The organism is Flavobacterium sp. CAN_S2 (assembly GCF_015752255.1).
Lineage (GTDB): Bacteria > Bacteroidota > Bacteroidia > Flavobacteriales > Flavobacteriaceae > Flavobacterium.
In genome coordinates this window covers 36,271-60,677 of record NZ_JADOVA010000001.1, presented here as the reverse complement: position 1 = coordinate 60,677, position 24,407 = coordinate 36,271, and the positions used below count along the sequence as shown (strand labels likewise).

At 33.5% G+C, this 24,407-nt stretch carries 20 protein-coding genes; 7 read left to right on the top strand and 13 right to left on the bottom strand.

Annotation, left to right across the window (positions count from 1 at the left end):
- Positions 1-28 precede the first annotated feature (28 nt).
- Positions 29-763, bottom strand: a complete 735-nt coding sequence (gene truA, locus IWX80_RS00245) for a tRNA pseudouridine(38-40) synthase TruA (RefSeq protein ID WP_196851671.1) — start codon at positions 761-763, stop codon at positions 29-31.
- A 246-nt stretch (positions 764-1,009) separates the two neighbouring features.
- Between truA and IWX80_RS00240 the strand changes: the two genes are divergently transcribed.
- Complete coding sequence (locus IWX80_RS00240) at positions 1,010-1,507, top strand: metallophosphoesterase family protein (RefSeq protein WP_196851670.1); 498 nt, start codon at positions 1,010-1,012, stop codon at positions 1,505-1,507.
- Here IWX80_RS00240 and IWX80_RS00235 read toward each other — a convergent pair.
- The 3 genes from IWX80_RS00235 to IWX80_RS00225 all read right to left on the bottom strand — a co-directional run bounded on the left by IWX80_RS00235 (position 1,482) and on the right by IWX80_RS00225 (position 4,529).
- Positions 1,482-3,209 (bottom strand): tetratricopeptide repeat-containing sensor histidine kinase, encoded by a 1,728-nt coding sequence (locus IWX80_RS00235; RefSeq protein WP_196851669.1) that lies wholly within the window; start codon positions 3,207-3,209, stop codon positions 1,482-1,484. The two genes, IWX80_RS00240 and IWX80_RS00235, sit on opposite strands and share 26 nt — an antisense overlap.
- Before the next feature lie 77 nt (positions 3,210-3,286).
- The gene (locus IWX80_RS00230) at positions 3,287-3,949 is read right to left on the bottom strand and encodes a response regulator (RefSeq protein WP_113633284.1); all 663 of its coding nucleotides are present in this window, start codon (positions 3,947-3,949) and stop codon (positions 3,287-3,289) included.
- Positions 3,950-4,115: 166 nt separating this feature from the next.
- Entirely contained in the window at positions 4,116-4,529 is a 414-nt protein-coding gene (locus IWX80_RS00225) for a DUF4293 family protein (RefSeq protein ID WP_196851668.1), read from the bottom strand.
- A 182-nt stretch (positions 4,530-4,711) separates the two neighbouring features.
- On the opposite strand from IWX80_RS00225, the gene rho reads away from it, so the two are divergent.
- Complete coding sequence (gene rho, locus IWX80_RS00220; protein WP_196851667.1) at positions 4,712-6,481, top strand: transcription termination factor Rho; 1,770 nt, start codon at positions 4,712-4,714, stop codon at positions 6,479-6,481.
- Positions 6,482-6,652: 171 nt separating this feature from the next.
- Here the strand turns inward: rho and IWX80_RS00215 are convergent, their stop codons facing one another.
- The gene (locus tag IWX80_RS00215) at positions 6,653-7,852 is read right to left on the bottom strand and encodes an LETM1-related biofilm-associated protein (protein ID WP_196851666.1); all 1,200 of its coding nucleotides are present in this window, start codon (positions 7,850-7,852) and stop codon (positions 6,653-6,655) included.
- A gap of 226 nt (positions 7,853-8,078) precedes the next feature.
- Complete coding sequence (locus tag IWX80_RS00210) at positions 8,079-8,723, bottom strand: superoxide dismutase (RefSeq protein ID WP_334682285.1); 645 nt, start codon at positions 8,721-8,723, stop codon at positions 8,079-8,081.
- A gap of 435 nt (positions 8,724-9,158) precedes the next feature.
- Here IWX80_RS00210 and IWX80_RS00205 point away from each other — a divergent pair, with 435 nt between their 5' ends.
- Together IWX80_RS00205 and IWX80_RS00200 are read left to right on the top strand one after the other, a co-directional pair.
- Positions 9,159-10,106 (top strand): YihY/virulence factor BrkB family protein, encoded by a 948-nt coding sequence (locus tag IWX80_RS00205; protein ID WP_113633620.1) that lies wholly within the window; start codon positions 9,159-9,161, stop codon positions 10,104-10,106.
- Positions 10,107-10,160: 54 nt separating this feature from the next.
- Entirely contained in the window at positions 10,161-10,589 is a 429-nt protein-coding gene (locus IWX80_RS00200) for an META domain-containing protein (protein ID WP_196851664.1), read from the top strand.
- Between the two features lie 84 nt (positions 10,590-10,673).
- Here the strand turns inward: IWX80_RS00200 and IWX80_RS00195 are convergent, their stop codons facing one another.
- The 5 genes from IWX80_RS00195 to IWX80_RS00175 all read right to left on the bottom strand — a co-directional run bounded on the left by IWX80_RS00195 (position 10,674) and on the right by IWX80_RS00175 (position 17,195).
- Positions 10,674-12,479 (bottom strand): acyl-CoA dehydrogenase family protein, encoded by a 1,806-nt coding sequence (locus tag IWX80_RS00195; RefSeq protein ID WP_196851663.1) that lies wholly within the window; start codon positions 12,477-12,479, stop codon positions 10,674-10,676.
- A gap of 65 nt (positions 12,480-12,544) precedes the next feature.
- Positions 12,545-13,726 carry an acetyl-CoA C-acyltransferase gene (locus IWX80_RS00190; protein ID WP_113667108.1) on the bottom strand — a complete coding sequence of 394 codons (1,182 nt, stop codon included), beginning with the start codon at positions 13,724-13,726 and terminating at the stop codon, positions 12,545-12,547.
- A gap of 107 nt (positions 13,727-13,833) precedes the next feature.
- On the bottom strand, positions 13,834-14,190 hold the full coding sequence (locus tag IWX80_RS00185; protein ID WP_196851662.1) for a four helix bundle protein: 357 nt from the start codon (positions 14,188-14,190) through the stop codon (positions 13,834-13,836).
- Between the two features lie 62 nt (positions 14,191-14,252).
- Positions 14,253-16,643: a 3-hydroxyacyl-CoA dehydrogenase/enoyl-CoA hydratase family protein gene (locus IWX80_RS00180; RefSeq protein ID WP_196851661.1), complete on the bottom strand. Its 2,391-nt coding sequence runs from the start codon at positions 16,641-16,643 to the stop codon at positions 14,253-14,255.
- A gap of 42 nt (positions 16,644-16,685) precedes the next feature.
- Positions 16,686-17,195, bottom strand: coding sequence for a MarR family winged helix-turn-helix transcriptional regulator (locus IWX80_RS00175; protein ID WP_196851660.1), 510 nt, complete (start codon positions 17,193-17,195; stop codon positions 16,686-16,688).
- 389 nt (positions 17,196-17,584) lie between these two features.
- On the opposite strand from IWX80_RS00175, the gene IWX80_RS00170 reads away from it, so the two are divergent.
- Genes IWX80_RS00170 through IWX80_RS00160 form a run of 3 tightly spaced genes read left to right on the top strand, consistent with a single transcriptional unit; the run spans position 17,585 to position 21,354 of the window.
- Positions 17,585-18,808, top strand: a complete 1,224-nt coding sequence (locus IWX80_RS00170; RefSeq protein WP_196851659.1) for an ABC-three component system protein — start codon at positions 17,585-17,587, stop codon at positions 18,806-18,808.
- 2 nt (positions 18,809-18,810) lie between these two features.
- Positions 18,811-19,308 carry a three component ABC system middle component gene (locus tag IWX80_RS00165; RefSeq protein ID WP_196851658.1) on the top strand — a complete coding sequence of 166 codons (498 nt, stop codon included), beginning with the start codon at positions 18,811-18,813 and terminating at the stop codon, positions 19,306-19,308.
- A gap of 3 nt (positions 19,309-19,311) precedes the next feature.
- Positions 19,312-21,354 carry a DUF3732 domain-containing protein gene (locus IWX80_RS00160; RefSeq protein WP_196851657.1) on the top strand — a complete coding sequence of 681 codons (2,043 nt, stop codon included), beginning with the start codon at positions 19,312-19,314 and terminating at the stop codon, positions 21,352-21,354.
- Between the two features lie 84 nt (positions 21,355-21,438).
- Here the strand turns inward: IWX80_RS00160 and IWX80_RS00155 are convergent, their stop codons facing one another.
- Positions 21,439-22,491: a proline iminopeptidase-family hydrolase gene (locus IWX80_RS00155; RefSeq protein WP_196851656.1), complete on the bottom strand. Its 1,053-nt coding sequence runs from the start codon at positions 22,489-22,491 to the stop codon at positions 21,439-21,441.
- Between the two features lie 21 nt (positions 22,492-22,512).
- Positions 22,513-24,288, bottom strand: a complete 1,776-nt coding sequence (locus IWX80_RS00150; RefSeq protein ID WP_196851655.1) for an AMP-dependent synthetase/ligase — start codon at positions 24,286-24,288, stop codon at positions 22,513-22,515.
- Positions 24,289-24,407: the final 119 nt, after the last annotated feature.

Here is a 24,407-nt window from a genome sequence, read left to right as displayed (position 1 = left end):
CATAATGCGTAAAGCTTACAGCCTGAAGCTATAAATAATCGTATTCTATTTTGGTTAAATACAAACCATGCGCCGGAACCGAAAAACCAGCCTTATCTCGGTTTTTACTTTCTATGATGGCAGTAAAATCAGCCAATGTAATTTTGTGTAATCCTATGTTTACTAATGTTCCCACTATGGCACGCACCATATTGCGTAAAAAACGGTTGGCCGAAATGGTGAAAATCAAATTGCCTTTTTCTTGCTTCCAATAGGCTTCAAAAATCGTACAGTCAAAAGTATTTACATCTGTATTTACTTTTGAAAAACACTGAAAATCAGTATGATTGAATAGTAGTTGCGCCGCCTCATTCATCAAATTGATATCTAACTTTTGATGGAAATACCAACTTTGCTCTTGCGAAAAAACATCTTTGAACGTATTGATGTGGTATTCGTAGGTTCTTTTTGTGGCATCAAAACGAGTATGCGCTTCATCGTGAACCAGTATAATGTCATAAATAACAATGTCTTTGGGTAAATAAGAGTTGAGTTTGTGCACTAAACTGGGAATATCCAACGGGTTTTCAAAATCAAAATGAGCAAACATCTCTTTCGCATGAACTCCGGAGTCTGTTCTTCCGGCTCCCATAAGATTGATGGTTGTATTCAATAGCACCGAAAACGCTTTGTTCATTGTTTCCTGAACGGAAGCAGCATTGGGTTGGTATTGCCAGCCGTGATAATGGGTTCCGTTGTATGCTAATTTGATGAAATATCTCAAGTGAATTTTTTTGAAGCCACAAAGATACTTATTAATTTTTTTGCCACGAAGTTGCCAAGGCGCAAACTTTGTTAAGTTTCGATTTCATTTTTTATTTGGAATCCGAATGTTTATTTTTACCGCAAAATCCTAGCCCTGATAAAAGTGAAAATCCTTTATTGTTTTGCTGCCAAAAACAATAAAGATTGTAACGGATAGCAGGAACTTGCTCCAGATTACTTCGTACCTCGTAATGACACTATAAATATGAAAAAAATACTTCTGCTTTCTGATACGCACAGCCATATTGATGATACGATTTTGAAATATGTTGCTCAGGCTGACGAGGTTTGGCATGCGGGCGATATAGGTGATTTGGCGGTTACGGATGCGATAAAAAAGCTAAAACCGTTGCGTTGTGTGTATGGAAATATTGATGATGCCACAGCCAGATTGGAATTTCCGTTGCACAATCGTTTTATGTGTGAAGAAGTTGATGTTTGGATTACGCATATTGGCGGTTATCCTGGGAAATATAATCCGAATATTAAAGTAGAAATGGAATCGAATCCTCCAAAATTATTTATTTGTGGACATTCGCACATCTTGAAAGTCATCTTTGATAAGAAACATAATTTATTGCACATGAATCCTGGAGCTGCCGGAAAAAGTGGTTTTCACCAAGTACGCACGATGTTACGATTTGTTATTGAAGGTGATAAAATTAAGGATATGGAAATTATTGAGATGGAAAAACGGGTGTAGTTGCCTTTTTTGGATACGTAATTGGGACTTCAATAGTGATGGTTGTTCCAGCGTTTAGTTTTGAGTTGAAGTAAATATTTCCCTTTAAATTATTGATACGTGCTTTGATTTGGTTCAGACCAAAACCTTCCAGAACATGAAATTTGCTAGAATCAAATCCTTTTCCATTATCCATAAGCGTTATTTTCAGGGATTCGTTATTTTCATCTATACTTAATTTAGACTGACTTGCATCACTGTGTTTTATGATGTTATTGAGAAGTTCCATGATGATAAAATAAATTTTCATTTCAAAATCTTCATCATAACGCGTTTTTCTGTTTATGGAACTGGCGTACTCAAAGTGCAGAATCGAATTAGAATTTTTTTCACACAAATCATCCAAGGCATCAAATAATCCAAATCGTGCCAAAAGTGAAGGCATCAGTTCGTGTGACAAATCCCGAACCTGATCGTGCGCTTCTTCCAGAATTGCTTTTGTTTTTATTATTTCTTGCGGATAGGACTGGTTTTGTGACGTGTAGGCATGCAAATGTAATCCTGCGGATGACAGTAAAGCGCTGATATTATCATGTAAAAAAGCAGCGATTTTTTTTCGTTCTAATTCCTGTCCGTTTATAGACGCATTAATCATGTTCTCCTGAGCTTTACTACGCAAATCTTTCAGTTTGTTTTTTTGTTTAAGTTGCGCATTTTGGGAATAAAGGTAAAAAAGCAGGAACAATAATAATAGGATCGCACTTAATACAATTACAATTTTTTTGTTTCTGGATTGCTCTTGTAACAACACATATTCTTTGGTTTTAAACTCACTTTCTATTTTGTCAATTTCTCGTTTGTATTCGTCAATTTCAAGATTTATACCGGCAACATTGGCTTTGTTGAGTTTTTCTTCGTCGTTTAATTCATCCGTTATGGCATTAAAAATAGCGAGATTTTTATAAGCATTTTTATAATCTCCATTTTTTAATAAAAACTTAGAATACTCATGGTGTGAATACGACAAATCCGATTTTTCGTTTCCTTCATTTCCATGTTTTATTGCATTTTCAAAAAAGAACGTTGCTTTTTCAGGGTCATTTTTATAATTATAATACATCCCATTGAGCATATTTAGTGCAACAATAGTTGAGGTATCGCCATGTTTTTCATGATGTTTATTGATGTATTTCAGGTAGGGAAGTCCTTCCTCATAACGGCCAATATCAAAATACGCCCATGTCAAATTGAGCTTTGTAAAAACAATTTGTGCAGAGTCCTTGATTCTTGTACTGTATTCTAACGATTTTTTATAGTAATAAATTCCTTTTTCATATTGCTTTTTGTCAAAGCAGTAAATGTTCCCTAAATTATTGTTGAGCCAGTTTTTTAAAACATCATTATTGGTTTTGTTGGCATAGGTCAAGCCTTTATGATAATAATAAAATGCTTTGTCAAATTCAGATAATTGATCAAAATTTGCAGCAATAGTGTTATACGAACCCGCAATGAGATTATTGTCTTTTAGACGAATAGCCTGACTTAAAGCAAGTCGTGACTTTATGAGTGATTTTTCGTAATTGCCTTCTTTCATTAGCAGAATAGCTTCGTTAGAAAGTGTGGTAACTTCTTTTTTTGTCGGCTTTTTTTTGTGTGCGAAAACTGTATTTGTGGAACAACTAAGTAATACAAGCAATACGATAACAATTTGTCTGTATGACATAGATACTTTTATTTTATTGGGTTTTATTACTTTGTTACAGGTGTTTTTTGAAAATGAACCACACTTAGATTACTAACTCAGGATTTAATTAACTGATGTTTAATGGCATATTTTACGAGACTTATGGAGTTTTTTGCATCCAATTTTTTCATTATGTTTTTTCGATGTGTTTCCACTGTATTTACGCTAATGAATAACTGATCGCTAATTTCTTTTCCACTGAATTCAAGTGAGATCAAAGTGATGATTTCTAGTTCTCTGTCGGTTAAAGCTAAGTTTCCTTTTAAGTCAGGCTTGTTTAATTTTGGATTATCCTTAGTTGCGGTATTGAATATTTTTTCACGAACCGATTTACAAAAATATTCTTCACCATTGTAAACAGCTTGAATTGCTTCGACGATATTTTCACCGGCACATTTTTTTGTCAAATAACCGCTGCTGCCTAATTTCATGACTTCTTTTATTATTCTCAAATCATCGTGGCTCGATAAAATAATAATTTTACAGGGAAATCCTTTTTCAGCAAACTCTTTAATGACTTCAATTCCATCTTTTTCCGGCATGTTAATATCCAGAATTAGGATATCCGATTTGTTATTGATTACTTCATCATATAAATCGGTACCATTAATGGAAAAACCCACCACTTCAAATCTAGGATTGGTATGTAGTAAGGTTCTGATGCCGTCAATAAGGATTTGATGGTCGTCAGCAAGATGAATTCGTATTTTGTTTAACATATCGGGATTATTATTGCCAAATTTATAAAAAAAACAACAGATTGTTAGTTTGTTAAGTCTTTATTATTGTTTTTTACTGTTAAAATAAATAATAGTAAAATCCACAAAAAAACCCGAATTGTTACATTCGGGTTTCCTTCGCACTAATAAACTAAAATTTATAGGTTTACCTCAATCTGTCCACAGATTTTACAAGATCTTCATCCTTTTTGATGGCCTTATTAGCCAAGACTAATAACACGATAGCAATTACAGGTAGAAACATCCCAATACCTTTCTCAGAAACAGCAGGTGTTTCTCCAGATAGATTTAGTGAACGATAAACAAACAATCCTAATAAAATCAAATTTAATATGATATTCAATCTGCCAATAACAAATTGATTTTGTCTTTTTTTATAAGAAACAACACTTAACAACGTCAGCGTAGTACTCAATCCTAATAGTATGGTATACACCTGACTTTGCATGAAATAAAACTCTTTACCATCGCTCATAGTCCATAACGGAATAAAAAATAGTAAGATGCCGGTAACTACAAAAGCAAGTAGTAAATAAATGGTCTGAATTCTTTGTATCATTTGTTAAATATGTTTTACAAAAATATATTTTCTTTTTTAAAAATACTATTGTCTGATTAAATTTTATTCGTATTATTGCATCATAATTCCGTAAGCACTTCATACTGCGGTTGATTCAATTTAAAGTTCACTACCTATCTTTTACATTATTTCCAAAAATTAATTAAACTCATAGAACATTCATGTTTGATATTTCTGCATTAAAAGAAATGAAGCTTTCTGAGCTTCAAGAAATAGCTAAAACAGCTAAAACCATAAAATTTAACGGTGTAAAAAAAGAGACTTTAATCGGTCAGATTTTAGAGCATCAGGTGGCTACCGCGGAATCTACTTTAGATACAAAAACAGAAAGTAATCTTGAAGACGATAAACCGAAAAGAGCTAGAATTGTTCCTGTAAAAAAAGCTGCTTTTCAAAAAGTGGTAAAAAAATCTCTTTTTGAAAACGAAGATAGTAATGTAGAAGAAAGTACTCCTGTTGAAAATAGTTCTTCTTTGGAAGAAATGCCAAAAGAACAAGAAACAGTTTCGGTTCAAGGGCCTGTGGTTAGTGAGAAAAAAGCAGACAAGGTGATTAAGTTTAATAAATCAGCTTACGAGAAAAAAATAGCCTTGAAAAAGGATAAAGGAGAAGTAAAAGAGACTGCAAAAGAAAATGAGGCTACAGCAGAAACTTCCACTGAAGAAAAAAGTGAGGTTGTTGTTCCTGTCAAAAAAATAAATCCAAATCAATTACATAAGCTGAATCCAAATCCTAACGGAAATGGGAACGGAAATGGAAATCAAAATCCAAATTTCAAAAATAAGAAAAGCAATTTCGCTGCTTCTGACTTTGAATTTGACGGAATTATAGAAAGTGAAGGAGTTCTGGAAATGATGCCTGATGGGTATGGTTTCTTACGTTCTTCAGATTACAATTATTTGGCTTCGCCAGATGATATTTATTTATCGACTTCACAAATCAGATTGTTTGGTCTTAAAACAGGAGATACCGTAAAAGGTGTGGTTCGTCCGCCAAAAGAAGGAGAGAAATTTTTCCCATTAGTTAGAGTTTTAAAAATAAACGGACACGATCCCCAAGTTGTTCGTGACAGAGTTTCATTCGAACATTTAACGCCGGTTTTTCCATCTGAAAAATTTAAATTGGCCGAAAAACAAAGCACGATTTCAACCAGAATTATCGATTTGTTTTCGCCAATAGGTAAAGGACAACGTGGTATGATTGTGGCGCAACCTAAAACAGGTAAAACCATGTTGCTGAAGGAAATTGCCAATGCAATTGCGGCGAATCATCCTGAAGTGTATTTGATTGTTTTATTGATTGATGAACGTCCGGAAGAGGTTACAGACATGCAGCGTAGTGTGCGTGGCGAAGTAATTGCTTCAACATTTGACAGAGAACCACAAGAGCATGTGAAAATTGCAAATATCGTTCTTGAAAAAGCAAAACGATTGGTAGAATGTGGTCACGATGTGGTAATTCTATTGGATTCCATTACACGTTTGGCCAGAGCGTATAATACGGTTCAGCCTGCTTCAGGTAAAGTATTAAGTGGTGGTGTGGATGCAAATGCATTGCAAAAACCGAAACGTTTCTTTGGAGCGGCACGTAATGTGGAAAACGGTGGTTCATTGAGTATTATTGCTACTGCATTGACAGAAACTGGATCGAAAATGGATGAAGTTATTTTCGAAGAATTTAAAGGTACTGGTAATATGGAATTACAATTGGATAGAAAAATTGCCAACAAACGTATTTTCCCTGCAATCGATTTGACTTCTTCAAGTACACGACGTGATGATATGTTATTAGACCAAAAAACATTGCAACGCATGTGGATTATGAGAAAATACCTTTCTGATATGAACCCAGTGGAAGCAATGGATTTCATTAATGATCGTTTCAAGAAAACCAAAAATAATGAAGAGTTTTTAATCTCGATGAATGATTAAAAGAAAGTTTAAAGTTTCTTTGGTTTAAGGTTTAAAGTTAGAAAATATTAAACTGAAAAATAATGATATAAAAAAAGTCCTCGAAATTTCGAGGACTTTTTTTGTGTAAATAAATTTTACAATGTAAATTTTGATGATAAATATTCAGACTGCATATTTTATGCTGCTTATTTATTCAGTATCCAGATTTTCATTAAAAGCAGAAGGCAATAACGTAGGTATAAATTTAATTAAAATAGGCAACAATAAACTGCCGCCAGGAAGCAGAAAAATGGTTAGTGACGGAATGGTTTTACAAATCTCCAGTAATTGTTTTTTGACTTTTTTCTTTTCTTTTTCGTCCAAATCTCTGCGAGTGGAATAGGCGAGGAGCACCATCAATTCTTTGCTTTGCACAATTTCCTTAATCAATCGGTTTTTATTCCTGCCAATGAGTGTAACCACGCTTTGTGTAGTTTGATCATAAAAATGTTTGACAGGATTTGAGTAATTGAAATAAGGAATTTCTTTTTTGTGTGTAGTAATAAAATCATTGGTACTATTGATACTTTCGTCAACAAAAGTATCTGAAACCGATACAATTTCAGCCAACGAATGCAAAAAATACCTCTCGTCATTTTCTACTTTTCCATCGCTCCACAAAGCCATTCCGGCAATATCTATCAAATAGTATTTTTCCAATTCATTTGTAAAGTAATCTAAATGCAACGTTTCCAAACTTTGAACAGCAACTTTAGAGAATTTGCTATAGCGAATTGAAGCCTCAAAAAGTTTGATTAATAAATCATCATATTGTGATTTTTTCGACTTGATTTTTAACGCAAGTGTTACAATATTAACGACCGTTTCTTCAATCTTTTTTAGATATTTCTCTGGAATTTCACCGTGAATCAAATATTGACGAAAAGCGAGCACATCAATGAATAATAAAGCGTTTGTTACCAGATGAGAGAAACTTTTGCTGATGATGCTGTCATTTGTCTGTACACGTTCATCAATGATTTTTTCTAAAGTTAAAGCGGGAGAGTTTTTCGGAAGAATTTTTTTAAATAAATTAAATCCTTGAGGATTCATTTGATTATAAAAAGCATTTCCTTGTTCAATAAAATTCTCGGGACTGATATCTTCATTAGTCAAACAAAAAACTTGATATAAAGTGTTCAAAAGCGCAACTTTTGAAATCTCTTCTTTGAACCAACCTTTCGTTTGTATCGTAGTTGCGGTTTCAAAAGCAATTATATGTCCATAAATAAATCCTGTATCTCTCACTTTTTGATAAAAAACATCAGTAGTTTTAGAAACAGTATCTTTTGAAAATTTTTGTTCAATAAAAAATTTATCTATCCAACCGGATGCTGAAGGGTTAATCATTGCTTTATTTTGAAGGTACAAAGCTATACTTTTTTGCGGTAGTTTTAACGGGTGTATTTTAGTTTAACACATATATTACATTTAAGTAGCGCTGTTTTTTTAGATTTTGAAGAGGAATAATTTATTGCGGATAATCATAGGAATTTATGAGGCTATATTTTCGTTTTTTAAAAGCAAAAACCCTGAAATATAGATGTATAATTCAGGGCTTTTGTTTAGGTATTTTTTATGAATTGAATAATTTTTCTGCTTCATCCCAATTGACAACATTCCAAAAAGAAGCAATATAATCCGCTCGTCGGTTTTGATTTTTAAGATAATACGCGTGTTCCCAAACGTCCAATGCTAAAACAGGTTTTCCTTTTAGTCCTTTTCCTCTTAATCGCATCAATGGATTGTCTTGGTTTGCTGTAGAACCTATTACTAATTTTCCTTCTTGTACCACTAACCAAGCCCAACCTGAACCAAATCGTTTCATGGACGCATCACTAAATTGCTTTTTGAATTCGTCAAAAGAACCAAAAGTACTCATTATAGCATCTCCTAGTTTGCCTTTTGGAGTACCACCTCCGTTTGGTTTCATTAAACTCCAGAACAAACTGTGATTGTAATGCCCACCACCATTATTACGAATCGCTTCAGGGAATTTGGACATTTTTTCAAAGATATTTTCTAATGATTTTGAATGTTCCACTAAATTTTTGTCCAAAGTTTCTATGGCTTTATTCAAATTCGTCACATAAGCTTGATGATGCTTACTATGATGAATTTCCATTGTAGCTTTATCAATATGTGGCTCTAAAGCATCATACGAATACGGTAATTTTGGAAGGCTGTAGTTTCCTTGAAAGTCGAAATTTTCCGATTCCAAGACTTGATTTTCAGTTTTCAAATTGTTTTCAGCAGCTAATACTGAATTAAATAAGCTAGAACCAATAATTGTTCCTGTTGAAAGTATTGCTGTTTGTTTTAAAAAATTTCTTCGTGTATTGTTATTTTCCATAATTTGAAAATTTATCCTAAAAAGGTTATTAAAATAGAATATAAATTTAAACATTAAATGATAGGAATGGGTTAATAAAGACTTAAAATTTGGTTAGGTTTTTGCTTCTATTATGTTTAGGATATACAAAGAGCAAAGGAATTTTATAAAATCTATTTCTATTTGGTAAATAATATCTTTGTAATTTTGAAAGCAATACCATTGGAGATAATTCAAGGTGTTAACCATACTTTTCAATTATTAAAAACAAGTGTAAGAGTTAGGTTTTTTATTGAAAATAAAATATTAAAAATAGTTACAGAAATGAAACATAAAGAAATAGCAGTTTTGAGTTGGGGTTTATTAAAGCGAACTTATAATGAATTTGATGATGATAACGGATTTAAATTAAGTGCGTCACTTTCTTATTATACTATCTTTTCATTACCTCCATTATTAATTATTATTTTATCTATTTTTAGTTTTTTCTTTGGAAGAGAAGCTGTTACAGGAAGATTTTTTGGTCAAATTAACGGAATGGTAGGTAACGAAGCTGCTATCCAAATTCAGGAAACCATCAAGAATATTGAATTGTCTGACAGCGTTACATTTGCAACAATACTGGGAGGAATTATGTTATTAGTAGGAGCTTCGGGTGTATTTGCTGAAATACAAAGTTCTATTAATTCTATTTGGGGATTAAAAGCAAAACCGAATAAAGGAATTGTGAAATTCGTTCAAAACAGACTAATGTCGTTTTCTATGATCGCTTCTGTTGGTTTTTTGCTTATGGTGAGTTTAATGGTCAATACGGTAATGGACGTTGTCAATACGCGATTGTTAGTTTATTTTCCAGATACAACGGTTTACATATTTTATGTTTTTAATATTTTAATATTATTTGTAACTACAACTATTTTGTTTGCTATTATTTTTAAAACGTTGCCTGATGGACATATTGCTTGGCGAGATGCATTAATAGGTTCCAGTTTTACTTCTTTTTTCTTTATGATAGGGAAATTTGCTATTGGTTTTTATTTAGGAAGCTCAACCGTTGCTACTGTTTACGGTGCGGCCGGATCCGTAATCATTATTTTAATTTGGGTTTATTATTCAGCTATAATCTTATATTTTGGAGCCGAATTTACTAAAGTGTATGCCAATGCCCATGGAAAAAAAATTATTCCAAATGCTTATGCTGTTGGAATAAAAGTAGAGGTTACAGAGATAAAGAAGAAAAAGACCGATGTCATTCCTGAAGATGAAAAATAAGAAATTTAATTTTGGTCAATAAACAAATTCTATATAAATATTAAAATAAAACAAATGAAAAAAATAATTTTATCACTGACCCTATTTTGTTCGGTACTTATTTCTTGTAATTCCTTAAAAACGGCTAATAGTCAAAAAGCTGCATTGCAAGGTGCTTGGGAATTGAATTTTATATCAGGACCACGAATCGCCTTTTCTGGATTGTATCCAGACAATAAACCAACCATCACTTTTAACTTAAAAGATACAAGCGTTTCCGGAAAAAACAGTTGTAATAGTTATGCTGGGAAATTAAATGTTGATGGTAGTAAAATCAATTTCAAAGAACCAATGATGATAACTAAAATGTTTTGTCCGGGAGAAGGGGAGAATGTTTACATGAATACCCTTCAAAAAATAGATTCTTATTCTGTTTCTGAAGATGGAAAAACGCTGAATTTCATAATGGGAGAAGTTGTAATGATGCGTTTTGAGAAAAAATAGATTATAAACTTTTGTAGAAATAAAAAAACCGCCTTGTTTTCAGGAACAAGGCGGTTTAAAAAAAAAACTAAAAACTAATTTTTATTAGAAACAATATTCATTTTCAGCTACTAATTTTGCTGTAATTGTTTCTCTTAATGCCACTACATTTGGCATATTGGTGTATTTTGTAAAACGACGTAATCCCATTAGCATCATACGTTGTTCATCGCCTTCGGCAAAAGAAATAATGCTTTCTTTTCCTTTTTGATTCACAATATCTACCGCTTTGTACAAATACAATTTTGCCATTGCAATTTGCTCTTGCACTTTATCTTCTCCTTCTTTTTTAGCTAGTTTTTCAGTACGCAAGATGGTACTTTCTGCCATATATACTTCGATTAGCATGTCTGAAGCTGCCATCAATAACTGTTGGTGAGCGTCTAGGTCTGCGCCAAATTTTTGAACAGCACTTCCTGCAACCATTAAGAATGATTTCTTTAAATTTCTAACGATTTCTTTTTCCTCAGCAAATAATTCAGAGTAGTCAGGTGTGTCAAAAGATGGAATTCCCATTAATTCTTCAGAAACTTTCATTGCAGGTCCTAATAAATCAACATGACCTTTCATCGCTTTTTTGATCAACATTCCTACAGAAAGCATTCTGTTGATTTCGTTTGTTCCTTCGTAAATACGTGCAATACGCGCATCTCTCCAAGCACTTTCCATAGGAGTATCTTCTGAGAATCCCATTCCACCAAAAATTTGAATTCCTTCATCGGCACAGTTTTGTACATCTTCAGAAACCGCTACTTTTAGGATAGAACACTCGATTGCATATTCCTCAACTCCTTTTAATTCTGCTTCTTGATGTGAAACTCCTTCAGCTTCACGAGCAATAATTCTATCTTCAATATCTTTTGCAGCTCTATAAGAAGCACTTTCTCCAGCATAACAACTAGTAGCCATTTCTGCTAGTTTTGAACGAATAGCACCAAACTGAGAAATCGCTGTATTGAATTGGATTCTTTCATTAGCATATTTCACTGAACCTGTAATCACTCTTCTTTGTGCATCCAAACAAGCTGCTGCCAATTTGATACGACCTACGTTCAAAGCGTTCATGGCAATTTTGAAACCGTTTCCTCTTTCTGACAACATGTTTTCAACAGGAACTTTCGTTTCGCTGAAGAAAACCTGACGTGTAGAAGAAGCACGAATTCCTAATTTATGCTCCTCTTCACCCATTGAAATTCCGTTATCTGGAGTGTTTTCAAGGATAAAACCAGTGATATTTTTGTCATCGCCAATACGGGCGAAAACGATAAACAAAGAACAAAATCCTGCATTTGAAATCCACATTTTTTGTCCTGTGATTTTGTAATGTGTTCCATCTTCAGATAGAACTGCTTTTGTTTTTCCAGAGTTAGCATCAGATCCTGCGCCTGGTTCTGTCAAACAATACGCACCAAACCATTCGCCTGAAGCTAATTTAGGAACGTATTTTTGTTTTTGTTCTTCTGTTCCGTATAAAGTAATTGGCATCGTTCCAATACCGGTATGTGCTCCAAAAGCAGTTGAGAACGAACCCGTTGCTCCCGAAATATAATCACAAACCAACATTGTGGAAACAAATCCCATTCCTAATCCACCGTAAGCCTCAGGAACTGCAACTCCTAAAAGTCCTAAGTCTCCTGCTTTTCTCATGGTTTCTTCTGTATACGCATAATCCTTTTTCTCAAAACGATCTTTGTGCGCCCACAATTCTTTATCTACAAACTCTTTTACAGAGTCACGCATCATTAATTGCTCTTCTGAAAAATCCTCTGGAGTGAAGATATCTTCGCATTTTGTTTCTTTAACCAAAAACTGACCGCCACGGGTTACGTTTTTTTCAATTGTATCTGCCATTTTTTTATTTTTTTGATGTTGTTGTTAATGTTCTAAATCCTAAATTAACGCATGGAAATCTATGATTACAAAAGTTCGTAAATTCCTGCTGAACCTTGCCCAGTTCCCACACACATACTCACAATTCCGTATTTGCTTCCTCTGCGTTGCATCTCGTCGAATAGTTGAACAGACAATTTTGCTCCGGTACAACCCAGTGGATGACCTAATGCAATCGCTCCACCATTGACATTGATAATATCAGGATTTAGGTTTAATTCTCTCGTTACTGCTAATGCTTGTGAGGCGAACGCTTCGTTTAACTCAATTAAATCAATATCATTCAATGTTAATCCAGCTTGTTTCAATGCTTTTGGGATTGCTTTTACCGGTCCAATTCCCATGATTCTTGGTTCCACCCCAGCTGATGCAAAGTTTACCAAACGAGCAATAGGAGTAAGGTTCAATTCTTTTACCATTTCTTCGCTCATGATTAGAACAAATGCTGCTCCATCACTCATTTGAGAAGAGTTTCCTGCAGTTACGCTTCCGTTCGCTTCAAAAACCGGTCTTAAACCTGCCAAAGCTTCTACAGAAGTCCCTGCTCTAGGACCTTCATCTTTATTAACGATATATGATTTAGTTTCTTTTTTACCATTTTCATTGATAAACGTTTGTTCAACAGTAATCGGGACTATTTGTTTGTCAAATTTGCCTTCAGCTTGTGCTTTAAGGGCTTTCATGTGTGATTGGTACGCAAACTCATCTTGGTCGGCACGAGATACATTGAATTGTTTGGCAACCGCTTCTGCAGTTAATCCCATTCCCCAATAGTAATCTTCGTTACCCGCTTTTGCAACAGCATAATCCGGAGTTGGTTTGTAACCTCCCATTGGAATAAAGCTCATGCTTTCAGCACCACCGGCAATAATACAATCTGCCATTCCCGACTGGATTTTGGCTGTAGCCATACCAATAGTTTCTAATCCTGACGCGCAATAACGATTTACGGTTACACCCGGAACATCTTCGATTTTCAATCCCATCAAAGAGATCAATCGTCCCACGTTTAATCCTTGTTCTGCTTCTGGCATCGCATTTCCTACCATCACGTCGTCAATACGTTTTTTATCAAAATCAGGTAACTCATTCATCATAAACTGAATCGTTTCTGCTGCCAATTCATCAGGACGTTTAAATCTGAACACGCCTTTTGGAGCTTTCCCCACGGCTGTTCTGTATGCTTTTACTATATAGGCTGTTTTCATTTCTAAAATGTATTAAGATTTAAGTATTAAGTATTAAGATTTTGGAAGTAGTTTAGACTTTTTGGACTAATACTTAATTCTATTTCCTTAATACTTTTTCTTTCTAATTATTGGTTTTTCAGTGTTTTTTGAAGTGCGAAATTCATATTACTCACTTCGACTAATTCATTTATTATTGGTGTAATTATTACTTCATCTATTAATCCAAGACGTTTAGAAATCATTAATTGAGTGATCAATTCAAAAGTTGAACCATTTGCAATTCCTAAAAAATGTGCAAATTCATTTTTAGAATTTCTTCCAGATCCTTCAGCAATATTTGAAGGTATTGAAACAGAACATCTTTTCATTTGACTTGTAAGATTGAATTTTTCTTCTTGAGGTAGAGTAATGCAAGCACGGTAAACATTTTCAGTAATGTCCATTGCCTTTTGCCAGATTTTTAACTTTTCAAATTGGTGCATAATTGTTTTACTTTAATTACTTACTCTTGATACTTAATACTCAAATCTTAATACTCAAATTTCTAATTGCGAAGCGGTTTCCCTTTGGTTAACATAAACTGGATTCTCTCCAATGTTTTTCTTTCGGTACACAATGACAAGAAAGCTTCACGTTCCAAATCCAATAAATATTGTTCGGTTACTAAAGTTGGTTCAGATAAATCACCACCAGCCATAACATACGCTAGTTTATTAGCAATTTTCTTGTCGTGTTCCGAGATATATTTTCCGGCTTCCATTTGGTCTGTTCCTACTAAGAACATTCCCAAAGCTTGTTTTCCAAGAACTTTAACATCGCTTCTGCGAATTGGTTGTGTGTACCCCGCTTCGGCCATAAGTAAGGCATGTTTCTTCGCTTCCGCAATCTGACGGTCTTTATTCACCACAATAATATCTTTTCCTTGTTGTAAAAGTCCCGTGTCAAAAGCTTCGTAACCTGAAGTAGATACTTTTGCCATAGCGATTGTCAAGAAATATTCTTGAAGAACATTCAGCTCAACATCATTTTTATGAAATAAATCAGCTGCACGCAATGCCATTTCTTTCGATCCTCCACCGCCAGGAATTACCCCAACACCAAATTCTACCAATCCCATATACGTTTCCGCTGCAGCAACAACTTTGTCAGCATGCAAACTCATTTCGCATCCACCGCCAAAAGTCATTCCGTGTGGCGCAACCACAACTGGAATTCCGGAGTAACGTACGCGCATCATCGTGTCTTGGAACATTTTGATAGCCATATTCAGCTCATCGTATTCTTGCTCGACTGCCATCATGAATATCATTCCGATATTAGCTCCAACAGAGAAATTCGCTGCTTGATTTCCAATAACCAATCCTTGATATTCTTTTTCAGATAAGTCAATCGCTTTATTGATAGCTGCCAAAACATCACCACCAATAGTATTCATTTTAGATTGGAATTCTAAATTCAAGATTCCGTCTCCTAAGTCTTGTATAATCGCTCCACTATTGCTCCACACTTTTTTGCTTTCGCGAATGTTGTTCAGGATAATAAAGGCATCCTGACCTGGAACTTTAGTTTGTGATTTTGTAGGGATATTGTAGAAAAAAGTGGCTCCTTCTTTTATAGAATAAAAACTAGTACTTCCCGAAGCTAACATTTCAGTAACCCAAGCAGCTGGCTCAAGACCTTCTGCTTTCATTATTTCGATTCCTTTTTCGACACCGATGGCATCCCAAATTTCGAAAGGACCATTTTCCCATCCAAAACCGGCTTTCATTGCATCGTCAATCTTGTATAATTCATCTGATATTTCAGGAATTCTGTTGGAAACATAAGCAAACATGCCAGAAAAACTTTTTCTATAAAATTCTCCCGCTTTGTCTTTTCCTTTTACCAAAACTTTAAAACGGTCAATTGGTTTATCAATCGTTTTTGTCAGTTCCAAAGTAGCGAAAGAAGCTTTTTTAGCAGCACGGTATTCCAAAGTATCTAAATCCAAAGACAAAATATCCTTGTCAACTTTTTTATAAAAACCTTGACCCGTTTTGCTTCCCAACCATTTATTCTCCATCATTTTGTTGACGAAGTCCGGAAGTTTGAACAACTCGTGTTGCTCATCATTCGGGCAGTTTTCGTAGATTCCGTTGGCAACGTGTACCAAAGTATCCAATCCAACTACGTCAACCGTTCTGAAAGTAGCCGATTTTGGACGACCAATAACTGGACCAGTCAATTTATCCACTTCTTCAATCGTCAGTCCCATTTCTTTTACCAAATGAAATAAACTTTGAATCCCGTAAATACCGATTCTATTCCCAATAAACGCCGGAGTATCTTTGGCTACGACCGAAGTTTTTCCTAAGAATTTTGAACCATAATCAGTTAAGAAATCCAAAACTTCCGTTGCTGTTTGTGGTCCAGGAATGATTTCGAATAATTTCAAATAACGCGCAGGGTTAAAAAAGTGTGTCCCGCAGAAATGCTTTTGGAAATCTTCGCTTCTTCCTTCACTCATAAAGTGAATTGGAATTCCAGACGTGTTTGAAGTTACTAAAGTTCCCGGTTTTCTGAATTTCTCAATTTGTTCAAAAACCATTTTCTTGATGTCCAAACGTTCCACTACAACCTCAATAATCCAATCCACAGTAGCGATTTTCGCCATGTCATCAGTAGTATTTCCAGTTGTGATTCTGCTGGCAAATTTTTGACTGTAAATAGGAGAGGGTTTCGATTTCAGGGAATTGGCCAAATGCTCATTTACCAATCGGTTTCTAACGATTTTGCTTTCTAAAGTTAGTCCTTTTTTAGCTTCCGCTTCGGTAAGTTCTCTTGGAACAATGTCTAATAATAGGACTTCAACTCCAATGTTAGCAAAATGGCAGGCAATTCCTGAACCCATAATTCCGGATCCAATTACTGCAACTTTTTTAATTGTGCGTTTCATATAAATAATATTTGATTTTCATTAGAAAACAACAGCGCTATTTTATTGATGGGAATCAATTTTAGCGGTATCATTATCTGTTTTTTCAGTTTGTTCCGCCAGTTCGCTGACGCTCGTATGTGTAAATATATTTTTGTCTTGAATTAATTCATTGATGGTTTCCGCAACTTCTATAAAGTGCTGCAGCTTCTCTGCCGAAATAGTTTGTTTGACCGTTTCATTAAATTTCAACACCGTATTTTTTGATAATTCTCTTTTTTCTTTACCAAAATCCGTCAGGTAAATCAAAACCCCACGGCCATCCACAGGGTTTTTCTTGCGAATGATTAAGCCTTTTTCCTCCATAGATTTCAGGGTTCTGGTCAGGCTCGTAGCTTCCATTCCCATTTTTGGACCTAACGAGGTCGATGGCGTTCCACCTTCCTTATCAATACTCAATAAAGCGAAACCAGTAGCCATGCTAGCATCGTATTTCGATGCTTCTTCATTATACATTCTGGCCACTGCTTGCCAGGTGGCACGTAAAATATAATCTATCGTTTTATCTTTCATAAGTAACTATATCGATTTCAAATATAATAAAAAATACTATGCATGCATAATATATTAAAATATTTTTTTGTTAAAAAGCATTAAATATAAAAAATCCCCGCTGAAATAGAGGAGATTATACCGTTTTTTAAGAGTAATTAATTGTTTTGGGCGTTTCCCTCCGGGTCGGGCTGTTCGTTGTATCTTTTATAAATCCCCATCCCGAGGCTTCGGGATTGGGAATTCATAAAAGGATGCCACTTCCATCCCTTACGCGAATCGTGCTAAGGAGAATGATTGGGGATTTTAGTTTAATTGTTGGGATTATGGATTTACGTAATTGTAAGTAGTTTATTATAGTTATATTTGAGAACAAGAAAAGTGAAAATAAATAAATAATTTGTTTAAATATGTTAGATTCTGCGAAGGGACCAAGTGCGGGTATTATTTTTCAGTTTGAAATTGCATTATTGGAATTAGCTCAAATTGGGATAGATGAATCAATTTCAATAGAGAAAATGGATGATATTGCTAAGGAAGATGAAAATGGTACATATATCTGTACAATTCAGGCTAAGCATAGCATTACTTTATCTGGTACAAATTTTGGCAGCACTTCTGAAGATCTCTGGAAAACAATGAATATTTGGATAAGTAAAATTAAATCGGGAATATTGAAAGAAAAAAATGAATTTATAGCAATAACTAATAAAAAAGTACCTAGCAATTCAATTATTAGAATTTTTAATCAACAGCCTTATGATGAAGTTCTTATGGAAATTAAATATTTAAAGCAAAAACAAGAGGTTGAATATCAAAAAAAAATACATAAAAAAGGTAAAGGTCATACTATGAAAAAGACAATTGATAGAATTGGCAATGTATTAGCAAATCCTATAGAGCTGAAAATTATTATTGAAAATTTTAAATTTAGAGAATCTATAGAAACTAAAGAAGAGTTTTTAAATAAAATTAATATGGGAACATTAGAGTCTAATGAAAAAAAAGATTTTATTTATCAAATTTTCTTAGGTTGGATTACGGATTCAAGCAAGGAAAGTTGGAAAAATCAAAAAGATGCAGTATTTTCAAAGAAACAATTTGAGAAGAAATTTAGATTAATAGTTAGTGATCATACATTAGTTGAAGGTATTTTTAGGACTAAGAAACAGATTCAAACAAACAATTTTATAAATATAGGGGAAGTAAATAGAAATCAATTATTCATAAAACAATTACAGGAAATTGAGAGACCATTTAATGACGAGATAATAAAAGACGCGATAATTGATTTCATTCTTGCTGATATCGAAATTGCTTATTTAATAACTAATAAGAACGGTACTTTTTTGACTAAATATGATTTTAAAGATTTTGAAGACAGGTGTGAAGATAAATGGAATAACATTAAGAAAAAACATATTCGGAAAAACATTGAAGCACACAGTAATGAAGAGTTAAGTATAGTAGCTTGTAATATATATGATGAAATAATGCAAGATGTAATATTGGAGTTTCAAGATTCTGAAAAATTTAATGATTCAAATAGATATATTCAAAATGGTACTTTTTTAAGATTATCAAATAGTCCTAAAATTGGTTGGAGACCAGATTGGGAAAAATTATATAAATAGATATGAAAAGAGAATTAAATTTATTTGATATTTTACAAAATTCTTCATTAGGAGTTATTGCAATTCATAGCTTTATATTGGGATATAATAACGTTGCAAAGCATAAATTAGAAAAACAAAGCTATCCAAGGCTTGATTATCTTTTTTTTGTTTTGCCAATAATCTTTGATTATAAATCTTTAAGCTCAATTAAACAGAAGTTATATACTTCAATTGAAGAAAATAAGGAGTTAACTTTAGGATTACAAGAAAGAGCAACTAAAATGAGAGAACAAACTTATGATAGTTTAAACCTTGGATTTAGTAAGTTAATATTTATTTTAAATAAAGAAAATTATACTATTGAATTAAATCCTGATTGCAATAAAGATTTCTCACAACTACTCAAATTTAGTAATGGCACCATAAAGGATATTCAGATATATTCTAAAAGATTAGGTAATATTTTTGCTAAAAGAGATGAGAAAATGCTACAAATTGACCTTAATATCAGATTTTAAATTATGAAATTAATTATAAAAAATATTCTATTATATCCTGTAAATAAAAAGTTAAAGCCAAGAAATTTAACTTTTGATGGCAGTAAAATTAATATAATTACAGGATATAGTAAAAGAGGAAAATCTTCAATTATAGAAATAATAGATTATTGTTTAGGTAATACTGAATGTGGAATTCCGATTGGTGAAATAAGAAACCTTGTTGATGTATTTGCTTTAAAAATAAGCATTGATGGACAAGATTTTTTTATTGGTAGAGATAGCCCTAGAAATTCTGGACAGAATTCAACTAATATGTATTTTATTGAAATTGATAAGCTTGGTGAGTATGAGCAGTTAAAGACCAATGCATGGATATTAAATAAAGAAGAATTTAGTCATAATAGAGAGAGTATAAAAAATAAATTAAACTCATATGGAAATTTTCAAAATTTAGACGATTTAATTGCTAATAAAGAAGAAGGTATTACAGTTGGCTTTAGAGATACTACGGCATTCCAATTTCAATCACAAAGTATAATTGCAAATGGGAATACAATATTTTTTAATACAGATGATTTTTATCATCAAAACCGATTAAAAAAATTATTTCCGTTGGTGTTGGGTTACAAGTCATACGAGATGTTATTACTTGAAGAAGAAATTAAAAATTTAGAAAATGATTGGGGTAAATTATCCGGAAAAATTGAAGATATAAAAGTTAGATATGAGAATTGGCAATCCGATTTATATGAATATTACATTGAATCAATTAAGCTTGGATTAACAAATAGAGATATTGATATAAGCTTATCAAATGTCGATTTAATTAAGGCGGAATTAGAGGGGATTATATCAGATGTTAAGAAAAATATTTTATTTAAGGGAGGAAACTCGCTTAGATTTTCTGAAAAAATAGAAGAGTTAGAGAACAGTAGAGTAAGTTTATCGAGAGAGTTAAATTCAAAGAAAATGGAATTTACTAAGATTCTAAAATTTGAAAATACAAAAAAAGAATATTTAGAAAATGTATATGTTGAAATAAAAGATCGATTAAAACCAATCGATTGGTTTCTCAATAGAAAAGGAACAGATATTTGTCCGTTTTGTGATTCCAAATCAGACAAAGCTTTAGTTGAGTTGCAAAGGTTAAAAGAGGCTAGAGAAATAAATTCAAAGCTAATGGGAGTTGATAAATCAAACGATTTGTCATTCGAAAAAGAAAAAAGTATTCTTAAAAAGAATATTAAAGAGCAAGAAATAATTATTGAAGAATTTGATAAAAACATTGGTATCCTCCTTGCGGATACTAAAGAGGAACAATTTATTTATCAAAAAATATATGAGTTTGTAGGGAAGGTTTCAAATTTTATTCAGAATTTAATTACCCCGGATAGTGCACTAATAAAAAAATTACAAAAGCTTGAAGAAGAACTTAATAAAAAAAGAACTGAATTAAATAAATTGAAATTAAAGTATGATAAAGACCATATACTTTCTAAAGTCACAAAATCAATTAAAACGTATGTAGATTTATTACCTATTGAACACAAAAATCATTGTGACGTATTAATAGATCCTGAAAAATATTTAGGTATTAAAATTAAAGATGAAAAAAATAAATCAATTACTTTCCTAAATAAAATAGGCAGCGGATCTAATTATATGTGTTATCACATGGCGACAATGTTGGGTCTTCATGAGTATTTTTACAAACTTAAAGAAACGGGAAAACTTAACTATGTACCATCTTTTTTAGTTTTAGATCAACCTAGTCAGGTTTATTATCCTGAAATACTCAAGAAAAAACAAGAAAATGGAGAAAAACTTGAAGAAAAAGATTCTGAAGATTTGGAAAATACAAGAAATATCTTTGAAGTATGTTCAACATTTATGGAAAGAACAAATAATGAAATTCAGATAATTATTCTTGAACATGCTCCACAAGAAACATGGTCAGGAATTAATAATATAAACGTAGTAGATGAATGGCGGGGAAAAGAGAATGATGGGAATTATAGCGAAGATTATAAGGCACTAATTCCTAAAAGTTGGTTAATTGATTGAGTATAATTTAGGTCAATAGCGACTAAATAAAACCAAAAAACTACGAAAATCAATTCGTGGTTTTTTGTAAACTAAATATTTTTTCTAAGACTTTTTAAACTCCCCATTATCCACATCTTTCAAGAACTTAATCACGCCTGGAAAATAGGTTTTTGGGTCATCGTATTGCGAAAGGTGGCTTCCGTTAGGGCAAAATAAGAAACGTCCGTTTTGGACTTCGTTTGCAATCCATTTCATGTGTTCGGGATCCATCGTGTCGTATTTAGAACCAATACTCAATGTAGGAACCGTAAGGTTTTTTAGTCTAGCTTTGACATCCCAATTTTTAAGGGTTGCATTTCCAGTGATGCCAAATTCACTGTGGCCTTGCATAAACACATATACATTAGGATTAATGTGCTTGAAACATCTGTTGATGGATTCCGGCCATTCTTCGAGAGGCATTCTCAAAATGTGTTCCGTGTAGTAATGTTTGAACAGTAATTCGCTGTATTTTGGATTATCAAAATCATTATTTTTTTCGATATCCTGCAATTGCTTTAGGATTTTAGGATCCATTTGCGGTGCCAGAACGTCTTTTGCGTAAGCGTTATATTCCTGAGCACTCGCCATCATATTCGAGATAATCAAGCCTTTCAGGTTTTTTTGGTATTTCAAAGCGTATTCCATTGCCAGGATTCCGCCCCAAGATTGTCCCATCAGGTAAAAATTAGAATTGTCCAATCCTAATGCGATGCGTACTTGTTCGACTTCCTCCACAAAACGTTCATTAGTCCACAAACTATTGTCATTGGGTTGGTCGCTGTAATACGAGCCCAACTGGTCGTAATAAATGTATTCAATGCTTTCGTTAGGGAAATAACCGTCAAAGGCCTCGTACAATTCATGTGTCAAACCGGGACCGCCGTGTAGCAACAACACTTTTATTTTAGGATTGTTGCCCACTCGTTTGGTCCAGACTTTAAACGTGCCTTTTGGTGTTTGAATCGGAATCATTTTGATACCGCCCGTGAGTTGGTCGTCCCGTTTGGAGAAATCTAAATAATTTGCTTTTATGGAATCTTCCTTTGGTTTTTCCTGACAATTAGAAAAAAAGAACACACTGATAACGGAGCAAATTAAGATTTTTACTTTCATAACGGAACGGTTTTATAACGGCTAGTTGTAGATTTTATGGAATAAATCAATGTATTTTTCCATTACTATTTTTCGTTTCAGTTTCAGGGTTGGGGTAAGTTGTCCGCCTTCTACAGACCATAAATCCGGTGTTAACTCAAAACGTTTTATTTTCTCCCAGTTTCCGAATTTTTCGTTTAGATTGTCCACTTCCAACTGGATTCTTTCGATTACTTTTTCGTTGGCAATTATTTCTTCATTACTTTGTCCAATGTTGATTCCGTGTATAACGGCCCATTCTTTGATGAAATCAAAACTTGGCTGAATAAAGGCTGCCGGCATTTTTTGTCCGTCACCAATAACCATGATTTGTTCAATGAAACGCGATTGCTTCATCGTATTTTCAATTAATTGTGGCGCTATGTATTTTCCACCTGAGGTTTTGAACATTTCTTTCTTACGATCGGTGATTTTCAAGAAACCGTCTTCGTCAAAAATTCCAATATCTCCCGTGTGGAAAAAGCCGTCCGTGATTACTTCGTTTGTCAGTTTTTCGTCTTTGTAATACCCCATCATTACGTTAGGCCCTTTGCAAAGGATTTCGCCGTCTTCAGCAATAATAACTTCTACATTATCGATTACTTTACCCACAGTTCCTACTCTGAAACCACCATTTCTGATGTCATTTACAGAGATTACGGGAGAAGTTTCAGTTAATCCGTAGCCTTCCATAACCGGAATTTCTGCAGCGGCAAAAATGCGGGCTAATCTTGGTTGCAAAGCAGCACTTCCGGAAACCATTAAATCGAGGTTTCCGCCCAAACCTTCTTTCCATTTGCTGAAAATCAGTTTGCGCGCAATTTTAAGTTGGAATTCGTACCAAAATCCATTTTTGCCATACGGCTCATAGATTAAACCTAAGTCAATCGCCCAAAAGAATAATTTCTTTTTGATGCCGGTTAACTCCGTTCCTTTGGCATAAATTTTATCATATACTTTTTCTAAAAGTCTTGGAACAGCTGTAATTACTGTTGGTTTCACTTCCTTGATGTTGTCACTGATTTTTTCAATGGATTCTCCAAAATAAATGGAAACACCATAATATTGGTATAAATACAAAATCATTCTTTCGAAAATATGGCAAATAGGTAGGAAGCTCAATGCGCGGCTTTTTCCGGCTTCAAACGGAATTCTAGAAGCACTGTCCAATACATTTGACACAATATTTTTGTGCGAAAGCATAACTCCTTTTGGTCTTCCTGTTGTTCCCGAAGTATAAATAATAGTCGCTAAATCTTCCGTTTTTACATTGTTTTTGCGTTGTTCCACTTCGTCTTGATTTCCGGTGTCTACACCAAGAACCAACAAATCATTCCAGTTGGTACAACCTTCAATTTCGTTGAACGAATACACTTCCTTAAGCGTAGGAACTTTATGTTTGATTAGGTTTACTTTTCGAAGTACTTCAACATCCGATACGAAACAATATATAGAACCGGAATGGTTCAAAATGTATTCATAATCTTCTTCGGAAATAGTCGGGTAAATGGGAACAGTTTGCGCTCCGGTTTGCAGCACACCAATATCCATAATATTCCATTCGGTTCTGTTATTAGAGGAAATGATGGCAATTTTATCGTCTTTTTGAACGCCCAATCGGAGTAGTGCTCTCGAAATGGCATTTGCTTTAGCTATATATTCTTGGGTCGATGTTTTTACCCAGACATCATTCTGTTTGCTTACTAAAGCATCCGGAATGTTATTGTATTTTTCTTGCTGATAATAAGGGAAATCGAAGAGGCGGGTGATATTTATCATTATGGATAATATTGGATTTGCTTGCAAATTAAAAAAAAAATAGGGATAAATTTTAAAAATTGGAAATTATATCGCAAAATTTTGAACGCATTGTTGATTATCAACGAAATCGTTTTCTT

Excerpts from the sequence above, each read along its gene's own strand:
- IWX80_RS00240 (WP_196851670.1), top strand. The coding sequence starts at position 1,010 with ATGAAAAAAATACTTCTGCTTTCTGATACGCACAGCCATATTGATGAT.
- IWX80_RS00235 (WP_196851669.1), bottom strand. The coding sequence starts at position 3,209 with ATGTCATACAGACAAATTGTTATCGTATTGCTTGTATTACTTAGTTGT.
- IWX80_RS00230 (WP_113633284.1), bottom strand. The coding sequence starts at position 3,949 with ATGTTAAACAAAATACGAATTCATCTTGCTGACGACCATCAAATCCTT.
- IWX80_RS00225 (WP_196851668.1), bottom strand. The coding sequence starts at position 4,529 with ATGATACAAAGAATTCAGACCATTTATTTACTACTTGCTTTTGTAGTT.
- rho (WP_196851667.1), top strand. The coding sequence starts at position 4,712 with ATGTTTGATATTTCTGCATTAAAAGAAATGAAGCTTTCTGAGCTTCAA.
- IWX80_RS00215 (WP_196851666.1), bottom strand. The coding sequence starts at position 7,852 with ATGATTAACCCTTCAGCATCCGGTTGGATAGATAAATTTTTTATTGAA.
- IWX80_RS00205 (WP_113633620.1), top strand. The coding sequence starts at position 9,159 with ATGAAACATAAAGAAATAGCAGTTTTGAGTTGGGGTTTATTAAAGCGA.
- IWX80_RS00200 (WP_196851664.1), top strand. The coding sequence starts at position 10,161 with ATGAAAAAAATAATTTTATCACTGACCCTATTTTGTTCGGTACTTATT.
- IWX80_RS00195 (WP_196851663.1), bottom strand. The coding sequence starts at position 12,479 with ATGGCAGATACAATTGAAAAAAACGTAACCCGTGGCGGTCAGTTTTTG.
- IWX80_RS00190 (WP_113667108.1), bottom strand. The coding sequence starts at position 13,726 with ATGAAAACAGCCTATATAGTAAAAGCATACAGAACAGCCGTGGGGAAA.
- IWX80_RS00185 (WP_196851662.1), bottom strand. The coding sequence starts at position 14,190 with ATGCACCAATTTGAAAAGTTAAAAATCTGGCAAAAGGCAATGGACATT.
- IWX80_RS00180 (WP_196851661.1), bottom strand. The coding sequence starts at position 16,643 with ATGAAACGCACAATTAAAAAAGTTGCAGTAATTGGATCCGGAATTATG.
- IWX80_RS00175 (WP_196851660.1), bottom strand. The coding sequence starts at position 17,195 with ATGAAAGATAAAACGATAGATTATATTTTACGTGCCACCTGGCAAGCA.
- IWX80_RS00170 (WP_196851659.1), top strand. The coding sequence starts at position 17,585 with ATGTTAGATTCTGCGAAGGGACCAAGTGCGGGTATTATTTTTCAGTTT.
- IWX80_RS00165 (WP_196851658.1), top strand. The coding sequence starts at position 18,811 with ATGAAAAGAGAATTAAATTTATTTGATATTTTACAAAATTCTTCATTA.
- IWX80_RS00160 (WP_196851657.1), top strand. The coding sequence starts at position 19,312 with ATGAAATTAATTATAAAAAATATTCTATTATATCCTGTAAATAAAAAG.
- IWX80_RS00155 (WP_196851656.1), bottom strand. The coding sequence starts at position 22,491 with ATGAAAGTAAAAATCTTAATTTGCTCCGTTATCAGTGTGTTCTTTTTT.
- IWX80_RS00150 (WP_196851655.1), bottom strand. The coding sequence starts at position 24,288 with ATGATAAATATCACCCGCCTCTTCGATTTCCCTTATTATCAGCAAGAA.